The sequence below is a fragment of the Bacillus sp. IT-79MI2 genome (assembly GCF_949768135.1).
Classification (GTDB): Bacteria; Bacillota; Bacilli; order Bacillales; family Bacillaceae_G; genus Bacillus_A; species Bacillus_A pseudomycoides.
This window is the reverse complement of sequence record NZ_CATKPV010000062.1, coordinates 50,337-66,371: the sequence shown is the minus strand read 5'-3', so window position 1 is coordinate 66,371 and position 16,035 is coordinate 50,337. Positions and strand designations below refer to the sequence as shown.

The following is a 16,035-nucleotide window of genomic DNA, read 5'->3' as shown; positions in this document are numbered from 1 at the left end:
CAATCTCGCATCATAACATTTTAACTTACTTTTATTATACCATCCCTTTTCATTGACGAGTGACCACTCAGTCAGTTATATTATGTATTAGACTGACCGCTTGGTCAATACACGTTAAAAAGGGAGCGCAAACATGAACAAAATCATTAACTTCTCGTTAAAAAATAAGTTCGCAGTTTGGCTACTAGCCATTATTGTTACCATTGCAGGAATTTACTCTGGTCTTAATATGAAACTAGAGACAATTCCTGACATTACAACCCCTGTTGTAACGGTAACAACGGTTTATCCTGGTGCTACACCAGCAGAAGTAGCTGATAAGGTATCGAAACCGATGGAAGAACAGCTGCAGAATTTAAATGGCGTGAACGTTGTCAGTTCTTCCTCTTATCAAAATGCTTCGTCTATTCAAGTAGAGTATGACTTTGATAAGAATATGGAAAAAGCTGAAACTGAAATTAAAGAAGCACTTGCAAATGTAAAATTACCAGAAGGCGTGAAAGACCCAAAAGTTTCTCGAGTAAACTTTAATGCCTTCCCTGTTATTTCATTAAACGTAGCAAGTAAAGATGAATCTTTAGCTGCCTTAACTGAAAAAGTTGAAAAAAATATCGTTCCAGGATTAAAAGGGCTTGATGGTGTTGCATCTGTTCAAATTGCTGGACAACAAGTAGATGAAGTACAACTTGTCTTCAAAAAAGATAAGATGAAAGAATTAGGTTTAAGTGAAGATACTGTTAAAAATATGATTAAAGGTTCTGACGTATCCTTACCACTTGGCCTATATACATTTAAAGATACGGAGAAATCAGTTGTTGTAGATGGTAATATTACAACACTCAAAGCTTTAAAAGAAATGAAAATTCCTGCTGTCCCTTCAGCAGCAAGTGGCCAAGGTAACGCTGGAACAGGAGCAGGTTCCCAAGCCCAAGCACCTCAGATGAATCCAGCTTTAGTTGGCGGAATCCCAACTGTTACATTAGATGAAATCGCCGATATTAAAGAAGTAGGAAAAGCCGAATCTATTTCGCGTACAAATGGAAAAGAAGCAATCGGCATTCAAATCATCAAAGCTGCTGATGCAAATACAGTTGATGTCGTAAATGCGGTCAAAGACAAAGTGAAGGACTTTGAGAAAAAATATAAAGACTTAGAAATCATCTCAACATTTGACCAAGGTGCACCGATTGAGAAATCAGTTGATACTATGCTTAGCAAAGCAATATTTGGTGCCATCTTTGCTATTGTTATTATTATGTTGTTCTTACGAAACATTCGAACAACATTGATTTCTGTTGTCTCTATACCACTTTCTTTATTAATTGCTGTTTTAGTATTAAAACAGCTGGATATTACACTTAATATGATGACGCTTGGAGCGATGACCGTTGCAATTGGGCGCGTTGTCGATGATTCGATCGTTGTTATTGAAAATATTTACCGACGCATGTCCCTATCAGACGAAAAATTAAAAGGTAGAGACTTAGTTCGTGAAGCGACAAAAGAGATGTTTGTTCCGATTATGTCTTCAACAATTGTAACAATTGCAGTCTTTTTACCTCTTGGACTTGTAAAAGGTATGATTGGTGAAATGTTCTTACCGTTCGCTTTAACAATTGTCTTTGCCTTGTTAGCTTCATTACTTGTAGCAGTTACAATTGTACCAATGTTAGCACACTCTTTATTTAAAAAGGAAAGTACAAGAGAAAAACAAGTACATCATGAAGAAAAACCAAGTAAATTAGCAAATGGCTATAGACGCCTGCTTGGATGGGCATTAAACCATAAAATCATTACATCTAGCCTTGCTGTTCTTTTATTAGTAGGTAGCCTTGCACTTGTACCAATTATCGGTGTCAGTTTCTTACCATCTGAAGAAGAGAAAATGATTATTGCAACGTATAACCCTGCACCAGGGCAAACTTTAGAAGATGTTGAAAAAATTACAACAAAAGCTGAAAAACACTTCCAAGATAAAAAAGATGTAAAAACAATTCAGTTCTCATTAGGTGGAGAAAACCCAATGAGTCCAGGTAAAACAAATCAAGCTATGTTCTTCGTTCAGTATGATAATGACACAAAGAACTTCGACAAAGAGAAAGAACAAGTTATTAAAGACTTACAAAAGATGACAGGAAAAGGTGAATGGAAAAGCCAAGACTTCGGAGCAAGTGGCGGTAGCAATGAAATCAAGCTGTACGTATACGGAGATAGCTCAGAAGACATCAAACCTGTTGTTAAAGATATTCAGGACATCATGAAAAAGAATAAAGATTTAAAAGATGTTGACTCTAGTATTGCAAAAACATACGCAGAATACACATTAGTCGCTGATCAAGAAAAATTAAGTAAGATGGGGCTAACCGCTGCCCAAATTGGAATGGGACTTTCTAATCAACATGATCGCCCTGTTCTTACTACAATCAAAAAAGACGGTAAAGATGTTAACGTATATGTAGAAGCAGAAAAACATGATTATCAAACAATTAATGATTTAACAAATCGTAAAATTACAACACCACTTGGCAACGAGGTTGCTGTTAAAGATGTTATGACTGTAAAAGAAGGTGAAACTTCCAATACAGTAACACATCGTGATGGTCGCGTTTATGCAGAAGTAAGTGCAAAATTAACATCTGATGATGTTTCTAAAGCATCTGCTGCTGTCCAGAAAGAAGTAGATAAAATGGATCTTCCTTCTGGTGTAGATGTTTCTATAGGTGGTGTTACAAAAGATATTCAAGAATCATTTAAACAACTTGGCCTAGCAATGTTAGCTGCGATTGCCATTGTATACTTCGTTCTTGTCGTTACATTCGGCGGTGCACTTGCACCACTCGCAATCTTATTCTCGCTACCATTTACAATCATCGGTGCCCTTGTTGCCTTATTGATTTCTGGTGAAACGTTAAGCGTATCGGCAATGATTGGTGCCCTTATGTTAATCGGTATCGTTGTAACAAATGCAATTGTTCTCATCGACCGTGTTATTCATAAGGAGCGCGAGGGGCTATCAACACGCGAAGCATTGTTAGAAGCTGGCGCAACACGCTTACGCCCAATTCTAATGACTGCAATCGCAACAATTGGTGCCCTTATCCCGCTTGCACTAGGATTCGAAGGAAGTGGATTAATTTCTAAAGGTCTTGGAGTAACGGTAATTGGTGGGTTAACAAGTTCAACATTACTAACACTTCTTATCGTTCCAATTGTTTATGAGGTACTCAGTAAGTTTAAAAAGAAAAAGAAAACTGTAGAATAAAGAAATAACCTCGCAATATGCGAGGTTATTTTTTATTTCCGAACAAGATTAAAAAATCTCCATAGCCTTCTTTCTCCAATTCCTCTTTCGGAATAAACCGAAGCGCTGCTGAATTAATGCAGTAACGAAGACCATTCGGACCTGGCCCATCTGGGAACACATGCCCAAGGTGAGAATCGCCTTCTTTACTTCTTACTTCCGTACGCGTCATATTGTGACTAACGTCCATTTTCTCTTTTACACTAGCGGACATCACTGGTTTTGTAAAACTCGGCCAACCGCATCCACTATCGAATTTATCTAAAGAAGTAAATAGTGGTTCACCAGAAACAATGTCTACGTAAATTCCTTCCTCTTTATGATTCCAATATTCGTTTTGGAACGGGGGCTCTGTACCATTCTCTTGTGTTACATAAAATTGCATATCTGTTAATCGCTCTTTTAAATGCACATTATCTTTCGGCCAATGCTTTTTAATAAACGCATCGCGTCCTGATCCTTGGCGATATAATTCATAGCGAAATGCATTTTTCTTATGATATCCTTGATGATACTCTTCAGCTGGATAAAATGTAGTAGCAGGGAGTATTTTTGTAGCAATTGGTTTCGAAAACCGACTGCTCTCAGCAAGTGCCATTTTTGAAGCTTCTGCTTGTTCAAGTTGTTCTTCACTATGATAAAAAATTACAGTTCCATAAGATTGTCCACGATCATGAAATTGACCTCCAATATCTGTTGGATCAATTTGCCTCCAATAAATGTCTAATAATTTTTCATATGGCATTTTATTTGCATCGAATGTAATTTGTACCGCTTCATAATGCCCTGTTGTTTCAGAACAAACTTCTTTATAAGTCGGGTTCTCTTTATACCCACCCGTATAACCTGAAACAACCTGTATAATACCTTCCATCTCTTCAAATGGTGAAACCATACACCAGAAACACCCTCCTGCAAACGTTGCAATTTCTACCTTTTCATTTATAGTCATTTATTTCACCCCAATTATTTAATTCTTCTTACAGTATGGCATAAGAAGTTAGAAGTTATAAAAGAAAAAGCACCGGCGTCCGATGCTTTTTCTTTTACTCTATTTTTCAGCAGAATCTTTTTCTATCTCATCGCTCGTCACATCTAACACATCTAATAGGAACACAAAAATTGGTATACCAATAATAAGCCCCCACACACCTAAAAAGTGTTCAGAGAAAGTTAATACCATAAATGTATAAAAAATCGGTAAATTCGTTTTTTGTGACATGAATTTTGGATTTAACACATAACTTTCAAGTGCATGAATGAAAGTAACAATAATTATAATATAGACAACATATGTAATGCCACCAATATTATAAGCAATCATGCAGAGTGGAATTAGCGAAATAATTACACCAGCTACTGGAATTAAGCCGAGTAAAAAGATCATTAACGCTAAACCAAGCAATTGTGGAAATCCTAAAATCCATAGCGCAATAACAGATAAAACGCAATTAACAATAGCAATTAAAAACTGCGCTTCAATTACTTTTCCGAAAGAACGTGCGAATTTCTTTCCGAAATATTCAATTTCATTATAAAAAATGGCAAGTCTGCTCTCTTTAAATTTCGCGGTAAAAGCGACAATACGTGCCTTCTCAAGCAAGAAGAATAAACTTAAAATAAGAGAAAGGAAAAATTGCAGCCCAAATTTCCCAACATTGGCGATGGATTTATAAAGAATGTCCACACCTTGACCAATATATTTGGAAAGCTCCATATGGTTAATGGCATTAATTGCTGCCTTTATAATTTCATTATCTGGTGGATTTTTAAAGAATACATTAAACTGGTAGATTAATTGTGAGATTTGCACCGTTAGTACTGGCAGATACTTAACTAACGTAACAGTGATTCCACCAACTAACGTCACATATAATAACGCTATAATAATTTTTCGATTAATCGGCATAAAATGATCGAGTTTTCGAGAAATAAACTTTTGGAATCGATCCATTAAATACGTAAGAATGAACGTAATTAAAATTAAATTAAACATACTTTGTAGCCCATATAATATAAGAGCCAACAAGAGCAGTACGAGTAATCTTTGGAATCCTTTGCTTTGAAACAGGCTTTTCATTTGCATAATCGACGAGTGATCTCTCCTGTCCTATAAAGTGAGACTTTAATAAGTGGGATTTTCTTTATCTCTCCCACAAATCGAGTGCTTATGGACTCTCCTACCTATCTTCTTTGCTTTCGCTAGATTTAAGATCAAGATACATTAGCTACTTTCTATTTTACAATACAATAGTCCTTTTCAGAACGTATTATCCAAAGTATTAATGAAGATTTAAGGAAAATCTCATTTATTTTTATATAAAATAGGTCTTACCACTACTGTAACACAAAAAGCAAGCTATCAGTAGAAATCTGTCCTACGAATAGCTTGCTTTTATATTTTTCACAAAACATATTCTGTTAGCCGATAAATGGCATAAACATTGGAATAACAACTACTGTTACAACCCCAACGACCGTTACTGCAATACTTGCCATCGCTGCTTCTACTTCACCCATTTCAATCCCAACCGCAACGCCAAGTGCATGTCCCGCAGTTCCTAGCGCTAATCCTTTCGCAATTGGATTTTTCACTTTAAATGTTTTTAAGAATAAAGCACCAAGTGCGTATACAATAACTGCGTTAAAGATAACTGCAAAAGATGTAATTGCTGGAATACCACCGATACTTCCAGATATTGGTAGTGCAATTGCTGTTGTTGCTGCCTGTGGTAGCATAGAGTTCATTACAGATGTATCTAAACCAATTGCTTTTGCGACAATGAACACGACAATCACCGAACAAACAGATCCAACAACGATAGCGGATAAAATTTGCCACCAATATTTTTTTAGCTTATCAACTTGTTTGTATAATGGAATTGCAAAGGCAATTGTTGCTGGCTCTAAGAAGAAACTAATCATTTTACCGCCAGTATTATATTCTTCAAATGTAAAATTTCCAACCTTTAAAAAGACAATACCAAGTACCATTGCTACAAACAGTGGTGTAAATAAGAAGAACCCTTTTGAATGTTTAAATAAGAATGTTCCGATCCCGTATGCGATTAATGAAACGACGATTCCGAAGTATGGAGTCATTGTGCTTGCCATGTTCATTACCTCCTAACCATATATGGTCTGATATATTACGCAACTTTTCCGTGTTTGCGTCCTTTATTTACAACATCTAATTGTTTTGTATCAGTTGTTTCTTTTTCATCTTTACCTAGAATAAATTGTGCAAATAACCCTGTTACTGCTAGTAAAATAATTGTTGCGACAACAATTACAGTTATGATCTGTACAAAGTATTGCCCCATTACCCCAAGAGAGTTAATAACGGAAATACCAGATGGTACGAAAAGAAATCCAATAATACCTGTTAACGCCGTTCCAAGTGATTCAACCTGCTCCAACTTAATAACCTTTAAACATAATAGACTAAACAAAATGACTAATCCGATTACTGATGAAGGCATTGGAATTGGTAAGTGCGTTGCAATAATATGAGAAACCAACATGATAGCTGAAAAAACAAATGCTTGTGATAAGAAACTGTATACTTTTTTTGTACTCATTTTGGCCACCTCTTTCGATTTGGTACCTTCATTGTATATGATGTAAATGTTTAAGTAAGCGTTTACATATCAGAACGTCAAATATACGGAATCAGTTACAAAAATAACGGGATGAAATGCAAAAGCTGCTTCTTAAATACGAAGCAGCTTTTTAAGTTCCTTTGCATATGTACGACTTACAGGTACCTTAGATCCCTCTTTCATAATTAAATTATAAGTAGAGTTAAACCAGGGCTGTATTTCCGAAATATGGTTGATATTCGCAATAAAACTACGGTGAACGCGCATAAAGCTCGTTTGCGGCAGCTTCTTTTCTAAAATAACAAGCGTATCATGGGTTACGTATGTTTCCCGAATCGTCTTTACAGTTACTTTCCCGTCCACAAGTCCCACATAAACAATATCTTCAATATTCACGAGCACAATGGATTCTTCTATTGGCAATGCAAGCTTATACATCTCCGTAGCTACATCTTGGTTTTTCTCTGTTTCAGTTTGCTTTCGCTTCTTATATTTTTTCAGTGTCTGTGCAATTCGCTCTTCATCAAACGGCTTTAAAATATAATCTAATGCATCCACCTCAAATGCTTGCAGCGCATATTGATCGTAAGCTGTTGCAAAAACAATGGACGGTGGGTTCTTCATTTTCTTTAATATATTCGCAATCTCAAATCCATTATCATCTGAAAGCTGAATATCTAAAAAGACAAGATCCGGCTTATTCCCCATTAGCTTTTCTAATGCATCTTCCACGCAATCAGCTTCTTCAATTACATCCACTTCTTTCGTACGCTGCAATAAATATTTCAATTCATCCCGTGCTAACATCTCATCGTCAACTACTAATACCTTTAACACCGCTTTCTTCCTCCCCTATGTTTTGAATCGGAATTGTAAATAAAATTTCTGTCCCTTTTTCTAATTCACTCTCGATATGAAGTGTTGTATCTTTCCCAAACAGTCCTATTAACCGTTGATTAATATTATATAGCGCCGTTCCTGTTCCTTTTTTCGATGGAACGACTGCCTTTCCTAATTGCTCTAAGCGCCCTTGTTCAATTCCCTGACCATTATCTTTCACTTTAAAATGAACCATATCTCCCTGCGCGTGTGCATAAATTTCTACCTGACAAATTGGTTGTTTTTTCGGAAAGGCATGACGAAGTGCATTTTCCACTAACAATTGCAGTACAAATGGTGGGAGTAAAATTGTTTGTAATCCTTCTTCAATATATGTTTTCACCTCATATTTATTTGGGAACCTTGCTTGTTCTAATGATAAATATGCATGTACATGATTCAGCTCTTGCTCTAATGGAATAAGTAACTGGCGTGCTCCCTGTAAATTACAACGAAAATACACGCTAAGTTGCAATAAGAGCTTTCTTGCCTTTTCTACATCTGTACGGCATAAAGCTGATACTGTATTAATCGCATTGAATAAAAAGTGCGGATTAATTTGTGCTTGTAATGCTTTTATCTCTGCATCTTGAAGTAGTTTACTTTGTAATTCTGCCTCTCCTAACTCAAGCTGTGTTGAGAAAATCTTCGCTAACCCTTCTGCTAATTCTTCTTCCACACGGCTTAATTGGTTCGGATTTTTAAAATAAAGCTTTAATGTTCCGATTGTATTGCCATGCGAAGTTAACGGAATAACGATTGCTGCCTGCAAAGGACATTCTTCATGTTGACAATTAATAATCTCTCGTGATTTCGCTTTCATTATTTTCCCTGTTTTTAATACTTCTTTTGATAATCCTGTAATTAAACTATGAGAAGGGATATGGTGATCAGATGCTAATCCAACATGCGCCAATATTTTTTCTGTATCTGTTAAAGATACCGCATCTGTCCCTGTAAAACGATGGATAATTTGTGCCACATGTTTACAAGATTCCTCCGTTAATCCCTGGCGAAAATAAGGTAATGTCTTATCAGCAATCCGAAGTACTTTATGAGTTTGCAAAGCCTTTGCATTTTCTTCTTGGCGCAAAATAGCTTGTACCATAGAAAGTAAAATAAAACTACCGAAGCTATTCACAAGAATCATCGGTATTGCGATTTTTTTTACAACGTGAAATCCATCTTTTACAATAAATAAGATCATAACCATTTCCAAAGATACAATAAAAACACTTAAAACAGCTGAGAATTTAGGTGTAATCACACGGTTATGCTTTTGAAAAATACGGCCAATATAACCGGTAATAATTCCTGCTAAAATAGATGAAATCGCACAACTAAGGGCTGTTGTTCCCCCAAGCATATAACGATGAATACCAGCAATAAATCCAACGCCAATCCCGACAATCGGTCCACCTAGTAAACCACTAATTCCAACTCCCATAATACGTGTATTGGCAATCGTACTCGATGAGGAGACCCCTTGCAGCCAATTTTCGTTCATAATTGTATTCCCTGCAATTTCAATTCCTGTGTAATTGCTTATAATTGTAAATAACGAAAAAATACAAATAAGCATGAGCTTATCTGTATATCCATCTTGTTTATGAAGAAGGCGCCTAAATGTTTTAATATGCGAAAGTAAAAAACCTAATATGACAATTAACCCAACTCGTTCAATCATCATAAGCACTAAATCTAGCATCTGTGATTCATCCTTTATTTGTTTAGTTAGTTTTATTATCGGAAAATAGTGAAGGTATCGTCAAGAAGAATGATATGTATCTCGCAGGAGTTGGCCCTGTTATTATCGGTTTACTTGCTACAGGTGGTAATTTATTCGGAGCTCTATCACTTATTTTCATTATCTATCCAATTGGATTAATTACAATGCTAGTGTGTGTACCGGAAACGAAACGAAAGGAAAAGTGCTAGATTAAAGTTAATCAAAAAGCATTGAAATTCTACATTTCAATGCTTTTGTTTTTATTTATGAAAGAAATTTGGAGTCAGAATATTATTCGGATAAGGTTTATGATAGATGTGGGTAGTAGCTGGCGATAATGGTGGAATGAGCCATACCCAATTTCCCGTCACGACACGGCCACAAGCCGCCTCTTGCTTTTCAAATTGTCCAAACTGCTGTGCTGCTGTGTGATGATCTACAATACTTACTCCTTGCTTTTTGAAAGAATGCAAAACAGCTACATTTAATTCAACTAACGCCTTATCTTTCCATAATGTACTGTTTCTCAAAGTATCCAAATTCATTATTTCTGCAACAGCTGGAAGTAAATTATAACGATCATGATCTGCCAAATTACGAGCCCCAATTTCTGTTTCCATATACCAACCATTAAAAGGAGCAGCTGTATAAGAAATGCCACCAATCTCTAGACGCATATCTGAAATCATTGGTACCCCATACCATTTTGCACCTAAGGATACAAATGGATATTCTGGGTGCTCAATCTCAACCTCTTTTACCTCTTCTTTCGGAATTTCCCTATATACAGGTTCTCGTCCATCAACAGAAAATACGAGTGGCAATACATCAAAATTCGTACCTTCTCCATTCCAGCCAAGTTTCTGACAAAACGCTGTAAATGGAATCGAATGAGAATCACCTATCACTCCCATTTCTGTTTCAAATCCCGCATAACGAATCAACTGATGGTTATAAATTCGAATGTTATTTTGTTCACCGTTATACTGCTTAAAAATTGTAATTGTCGGTTTAATTTTCCCGTTATTCGTTGCATATCGAATATGATGAATAAGTGCATTATATACCCCTTCCTCATCATTCACTTCACGAGCATCTAATATATGCATTTTATTCCAAAATAATCTTCCAATACATCGGTTACTATTTCTCCAGGCCATACGTGCACCATGAACAAGTTCCTCAAAGGTGTGTTCATATGTTCCTGTCCGCTCTATTTCCGACACAATTTGGCTGAGACGCTCTTCTATTTGCTGCTCTCTAGCAAGCTCTTGATAACAAGTTGTAATAAACTTCCTTGCTTCATCTATTAATTCTTTCATTTTATCCATAAACAATCTCCTTCTACTTCAACAAGACACTATTACTTTACAGTATAAGCAAAAAAGAGTGTAGTAACAAATCAAATAAAATGGCTATATAAATGCAAATTGAAAAACCAACATAAATCCCTTCTTTTTAGACGGAATAGAGCATCCAGCCATGCATAGAAGCGGTCAAATCCTCTTCCTGTCCCATGCCAAGTGAAAACAGAGAGAGAAAACAAGTGCTGGTCACCCTTTCTTCTTCATTACAACTTATATTTCCAGAAAATTAATAGAATTATTTTTTTATTGTCGACTTATAAAAAAAACAGGTGTACTTTTGGTTCAGGTGAATTTTTTTACCGCGTGCAACTTCAGGGGGAAGCAGGTTAATTATATGTCTTTATTTCATTTGCCCGCGCTTTCATATGACTATGATGAGTTAGAACCATATATTGATGGTGATACTTTGGCACTTCATCACGGACAACATCATGCGACATATGTAAAGAATTTAAATTCAGCTTTAGAAGATCATAAAGAATTGCAGAATAAACCTTTAGAAGAATTATTATGTAATTTAAACACACTTCCATCAGACATTGTTACCGCTGTAAGAAATAACGGTGGTGGACATTACTGCCATAGCCTTTTTTCGGAAGTGATGAGTCCGAAAGGTGGTGGCTAACCTAATGGAGACATTGCAAAAGTAATTGATTATTATTTCAATACCTTTGACAACTTAAAAGACCAGCTTTCCAAAGCGGCAATTAGTCGTTTCGGAAGTGGATATGACTGGCTTGTACTTGATGATGTAAAGCAACTCTCTGTCATGAGTACACCAAATCAAGATACACCCTTGCAAGAAGGAAAAATCCCCCGGATTGCCACCGGGGGATTTATGAATAATCATTACATTACTTCAATATAGCATTTCAATATATTGTTCACATCCGTCTCTAAATTTCTAAACTGAAATCCTAATTCTTTTGCTTTCGTATTATTTATCGTACAATTTGCCATCCCATTATACGGGGCCATGTTCTCACCTTTTGCTTCAATACAAGCTTTTATGCCTGTATTTTTTTCTACAAAGTGAATAACTTCCCGCATAGAAATCACACCATTACTACATGCATTAATTGGACCATCTATATTCATCGTACTAAGATATGCTAGAAAACCACCTGCTTCTTTTTCATGGATAAAAGACATTTTTCCTTCTATATCTTCTACTACAAAAGGCTTTCTCTTCACGATATTTTCAACATAAAACTGCAATCGCTTTGTATAATCATTTTCACCAATAACAACTGGGAAGCGCACTGCAATTACAGGAAATGTTGCATGTTTAAACAAAACGGCCTCTGCTAATCTTTTTCCCTCACTATAAGAAAAATCTTGCCTATCTCCATAAACAATCGGGTACTGATACGGATTGAAATCATCTTCTTTTAAAGATAGTGCTGACTCATATACAGCCATTGAGGATGTAACAATATATTTCTTCACTTTACTATGAAGTACTTTGCATATAACCTTCGCTGCATTCGGACTATAGCATAGATTATCATACACAACGTCATAACTTGCACCTGCTAATATTTCCTTTAGCATCTCTTCATCTTCTCGATCTACAACGACTCTTTTAACAGCACTACCAAACGAGTCTGTCTTAAGTCCCCGCGTTGCAATTGTTACATCGTGCCCAGCTTGCAGAAGGCTTTCAACTAATCGTTTTCCGAAAAATCTTGTTCCGCCTAACACTAATATTTTCGTCATATGTATCATTCCCTTAGTTATTTTAATGTTCTATGGTGACTGAATAAGTATTTGTTACTTCATTATACTTGAATTTATTTCCACATAAAAAAAGAGAATCCAGCCAGATTCTCTTTCCCTCATCTTACTACTATTAACGTACTCGATATTTAAAAATGCAATAACAGAAATATAAAATAGAAACTACCGATACATAAATCCATGCCTGATAAACTACTGGTGTTCCCCATATCCCCATAAAATAAAGAAGCGATGGCAACGTGAGCGTTACCCATGATTGTACAAACGCTACCCTACCAAGGTATTGGTTTATATTCTTTTTTTGTACATTTAACACAAAGAATAAATACCAAAGAAGCGCCCACATAAACCAAGTCAGTGCATTAACGATATCTTGAAATTGAACGAACGATACAACCATATAAAATAGTGCAACAAGAGCCACCCAGAGGCAAAACCACCCTAGCCCATTTCCACTCATTCCCGTAATAAAGGTGATACCTACATACAAATACGTTAAACCAAATAAAAAAGTAGCTGCATATGAATATACAGTCCAATTACTTTGATCAGAAATCATAATGAGGTAAAACGGAATGACAATTTGCAGCATCCCTACAAATAAATTAAAAACACCTGCACTTTTTTCCTCTGCTTTTCCTAATATGACAAGACTATTTAAAAACAAAGCTGCGCCTGAAAGCAATAACCCAACGTAACCCATATATGTTCGTGTGAAAATCATATTTTTTCACACCTTAACCTCCTCGTAACATAAAATCATACTAGTGATATTGTCCTACCCATTTCAAATTGCATACACAAGAAACAACTATCATTTCATGCGTACTAGCACTTTTTATTCAAAATAAGTCAGACTTCCTACCTCAAAACAAAAAGAAATCCAAAGAATGCAATCACTGTACTATATCATTAAAGCGCTTTCAAAATAGTATATTTCTTTCCAACAGTAGATAAAGTCAATCTCATATAACACAATCTGAAAACGATAACATTATCATAACAGCATTATATCTAAAAATAAACGCCGAAAATTCTGGAATAAAATTCGAAATCTATATTGTTCCCTGCCCATTTCTTTTAGAAACAAGTAGAATCAAGCATTTGCCATATACCAAACTAGCACTTCTATCATAAAATATCGCAAATTAAAATTTATGTTTTATGAAAGGTGAGATTATATGCCTAAACAAGTCGTTCGAGTTCATCAAGGATATATTCCTAATCAAATCCTTTAATGAATATGCACGTAATTGAGCAAAATTAGAATCGCCCAATCTTAGGTTGATTCTAATTTTGCCGTCCCCCTCACTCTTCCTATCTATAATATAGTGAGATTAAATTTTCACTTTAAATTATTCCCATTAAAAAGGCCACATACCTCGTGATATGTAACCCTTACATAAAACTTATTAAATCACATAACAATATACACATAAAAAATGGGCAAGGCTTCCCAATAACACAAAAATATGAAAAATTTCATGATGCCCTATATATTTAAATTCCAGCCATTTCGGTTTTGCTCCGTAAATAAATCCACCAATCGTATAAAAAACACCACCAAGTACTAAAAACAAAATACCCTCTATGCTTAGATTTTCTGATAGCGGTGCAAAAAATAAAACAATTAACCATCCCATCATAAGGTAGATTGCTGTTGATAACCATCTCGGACAGTTAAACCAAAACATTTTAAAAACAATACCACATATAGCTGTAGCATAAACTAGCACAAACAATAGTAAACCATTTGCAGCCTGTAATGTAATTAAGCAAAAAGGTGCATATGTACCTGCAATTAAGAGGAAAATCATCGAATGATCAAGCTTCCTAAAGAAATAAATAACCCGTTCACTTGCTACAATGCTGTGATACACCGACGAAGCTGCATAAAGAATCATCATCCCTACTCCAAATAGAATCACCGCTGAAATTGTAGAAACGGATGGCATTTTTACAGAAACCTTCACAAGCATAGCTAAAAGTGCAACGAATGATAACACGGCGCCTCCTAGATGGGTAAACGCATTAACTGGTTCTCTCACATAAGCATTCACATTAACAACCCCTTATATAATTACATGTAGTTTCAATAACTACATGTAATTATATACACAATTCGTCTAAGGGTCAACATTTACAATTTATTTGTTTCGTAATACCATATTTAAAGATATAGTGTACATTATTCCTACAAAGGTGAGGGTTTATATGGAAAACATAAAGAACTTACTCGAAACATTACATTTAGAAAAAAATATTAAACTTGAAGATATCCCTACTGTAGATTTATACGTAGATCAAGTTGTTCAACTATTTGAAAATAACTACGGTGATACAACAAGAACAGAAGATGAAAAAGTACTTACAAAAACAATGATTAATAACTACGCAAAAGGAAAATTATTCATCCCCATAAAAAATAAAAAATACTCAAAAGAGCATATGATTTTAATTAGTTTAATTTATCAATTAAAGGGTGCCCTCTCGATTAATGATATTAAAAGTTCTTTAGCAACTCTCAATGAAAGACTCATAAACGAGGATACTTTCGAACTGGACACCTTCTACAAAGATTATCTTGAACTTACAGAAACAAATGTTGAGAACTTTAAAAGGGATGTAGATAATCGGGTGACTGAGGTAAAAGCTGCTGCTTCATTTGAGGATAAAGAATTAGAAAAACTCTTATTGCTAACTTCATTTGTAACAATGAGCAATATGTATAGACGTTTAGCAGAAAAATTAGTTGACGATTTGAAAGAATCTTAACCATGAATAAAGCCACCTCTTCTAGGTGGCTTTTACTTATTTTTGTTTTTTCATCGCTTTCTAACCCCCTCATTAATTTCACCAAATGAATTTGTATCGGTTTACGAGGAGCTATTCTACGGATCATATCTCCCTTAGTTAAGTCACTTAATGTGTTTACTATGCTTATTCTTTCTATTATCATCCTATTGTTTTCAAATAATATATGAATAATTAACTCCCCTTACTTGAATAAATTCCCTTCCATAACTATCATATAAAATATACAGAGTATTTAGATATAAGGGTGAGAATATTGTTCTTTATAACAACTCTATCCATCATACTGGCAGTAATTTTTCTCACACGTTTACTTTTTATAAAAAAAGAAGTACGAAGCATGACAAATGCACTCAAAAATTACAATAGCCAAAAAACAAATCAGAAATTAGATATCATACTTTTAGACAAGAATATCGAAGAACTGGCTTTTGAAATCAATCATTTAATTGAACACATTGTACAAGCGAATGTCGATAAAAAACGAACTGAAAATGGGTGGTTCACTTCAAGCAAAATTAAAAGACGGGCAGCTTCATATGATATGCGAATGGAAAATTCAAAAATAAATACCAAATAACTTTTTCATATCCCTATTGATCA

The 16,035-nt window shown here is 35.2% G+C and carries 13 protein-coding genes and 3 pseudogenes; 5 read left to right on the top strand and 11 right to left on the bottom strand.

The features are described from left to right. The first annotated feature begins 133 nt into the window (after positions 1 to 133). A complete protein-coding gene (locus ACM6HU_RS14010) occupies positions 134 to 3,262 on the top strand; it encodes an efflux RND transporter permease subunit (RefSeq protein WP_016112786.1) in 3,129 nt (1,042 codons plus the stop codon). Between the two features lie 25 nt (positions 3,263 to 3,287). Here the strand turns inward: ACM6HU_RS14010 and msrB are convergent, their stop codons facing one another. From msrB to ACM6HU_RS13975, 7 genes and pseudogenes are all read right to left on the bottom strand, one after another. Continuing rightward, positions 3,288 to 3,713 (bottom strand): peptide-methionine (R)-S-oxide reductase MsrB, encoded by a 426-nt coding sequence (msrB, locus tag ACM6HU_RS14005; protein WP_375337735.1) that lies wholly within the window; start codon positions 3,711 to 3,713, stop codon positions 3,288 to 3,290. A 72-nt stretch (positions 3,714 to 3,785) separates the two neighbouring features. Then, positions 3,786 to 4,253 (bottom strand): annotated as a pseudogene (gene msrA, locus ACM6HU_RS14000) (peptide-methionine (S)-S-oxide reductase MsrA); the annotation flags it as partial. Positions 4,254 to 4,352: 99 nt separating this feature from the next. Then, positions 4,353 to 5,387, bottom strand: coding sequence for an AI-2E family transporter (locus ACM6HU_RS13995; RefSeq protein ID WP_016112788.1), 1,035 nt, complete (start codon positions 5,385 to 5,387; stop codon positions 4,353 to 4,355). A 335-nt stretch (positions 5,388 to 5,722) separates the two neighbouring features. Next, positions 5,723 to 6,415, bottom strand: a complete 693-nt coding sequence (gene lrgB / locus ACM6HU_RS13990; protein WP_097836405.1) for an antiholin-like protein LrgB — start codon at positions 6,413 to 6,415, stop codon at positions 5,723 to 5,725. Positions 6,416 to 6,450: 35 nt separating this feature from the next. After that, complete coding sequence (lrgA, locus tag ACM6HU_RS13985; RefSeq protein WP_016112789.1) at positions 6,451 to 6,882, bottom strand: antiholin-like murein hydrolase modulator LrgA; 432 nt, start codon at positions 6,880 to 6,882, stop codon at positions 6,451 to 6,453. 132 nt (positions 6,883 to 7,014) lie between these two features. After that, positions 7,015 to 7,740 carry a LytR/AlgR family response regulator transcription factor gene (locus ACM6HU_RS13980; protein ID WP_088094019.1) on the bottom strand — a complete coding sequence of 242 codons (726 nt, stop codon included), beginning with the start codon at positions 7,738 to 7,740 and terminating at the stop codon, positions 7,015 to 7,017. Continuing rightward, entirely contained in the window at positions 7,718 to 9,490 is a 1,773-nt protein-coding gene (locus tag ACM6HU_RS13975) for a sensor histidine kinase (RefSeq protein WP_275856933.1), read from the bottom strand. Before ACM6HU_RS13975 ends, ACM6HU_RS13980 begins: the two co-directional genes overlap by 23 nt. Before the next feature lie 80 nt (positions 9,491 to 9,570). Here ACM6HU_RS13975 and ACM6HU_RS13970 point away from each other — a divergent pair. Further along, a pseudogene (locus ACM6HU_RS13970) lies at positions 9,571 to 9,720 on the top strand (MFS transporter); the annotation flags it as partial. Positions 9,721 to 9,771: 51 nt separating this feature from the next. Here the strand turns inward: ACM6HU_RS13970 and ACM6HU_RS13965 are convergent. Continuing rightward, complete coding sequence (locus tag ACM6HU_RS13965) at positions 9,772 to 10,842, bottom strand: nitric oxide synthase oxygenase (RefSeq protein ID WP_016112793.1); 1,071 nt, start codon at positions 10,840 to 10,842, stop codon at positions 9,772 to 9,774. Positions 10,843 to 11,212: 370 nt separating this feature from the next. On the opposite strand from ACM6HU_RS13965, the pseudogene ACM6HU_RS13960 reads away from it, so the two are divergent. Then, positions 11,213 to 11,734: pseudogene (locus ACM6HU_RS13960) on the top strand (superoxide dismutase); the annotation flags it as partial. Here ACM6HU_RS13960 and ACM6HU_RS13955 read toward each other — a convergent pair. From ACM6HU_RS13955 to trhA, 3 genes are all read right to left on the bottom strand, one after another. Continuing rightward, positions 11,728 to 12,597 (bottom strand): NAD-dependent epimerase/dehydratase family protein, encoded by an 870-nt coding sequence (locus tag ACM6HU_RS13955; protein WP_275856929.1) that lies wholly within the window; start codon positions 12,595 to 12,597, stop codon positions 11,728 to 11,730. The pseudogene ACM6HU_RS13960 and the gene ACM6HU_RS13955 sit on opposite strands and share 7 nt — an antisense overlap. A 133-nt stretch (positions 12,598 to 12,730) precedes the next feature. Then, positions 12,731 to 13,321: an AmiS/UreI family transporter gene (locus tag ACM6HU_RS13950; RefSeq protein ID WP_033670912.1), complete on the bottom strand. Its 591-nt coding sequence runs from the start codon at positions 13,319 to 13,321 to the stop codon at positions 12,731 to 12,733. Between the two features lie 709 nt (positions 13,322 to 14,030). After that, a complete protein-coding gene (gene trhA / locus ACM6HU_RS13945; RefSeq protein WP_275856927.1) occupies positions 14,031 to 14,678 on the bottom strand; it encodes a PAQR family membrane homeostasis protein TrhA in 648 nt (215 codons plus the stop codon). Positions 14,679 to 14,832: 154 nt separating this feature from the next. Between trhA and ACM6HU_RS13940 the strand changes: the two genes are divergently transcribed. Further along, positions 14,833 to 15,393 carry a DUF1836 domain-containing protein gene (locus ACM6HU_RS13940; protein WP_088094021.1) on the top strand — a complete coding sequence of 187 codons (561 nt, stop codon included), beginning with the start codon at positions 14,833 to 14,835 and terminating at the stop codon, positions 15,391 to 15,393. Positions 15,394 to 15,772: 379 nt separating this feature from the next. Further along, positions 15,773 to 16,012: a hypothetical protein gene (locus ACM6HU_RS13935; protein WP_229161407.1), complete on the top strand. Its 240-nt coding sequence runs from the start codon at positions 15,773 to 15,775 to the stop codon at positions 16,010 to 16,012. Positions 16,013 to 16,035 lie beyond the last annotated feature (23 nt).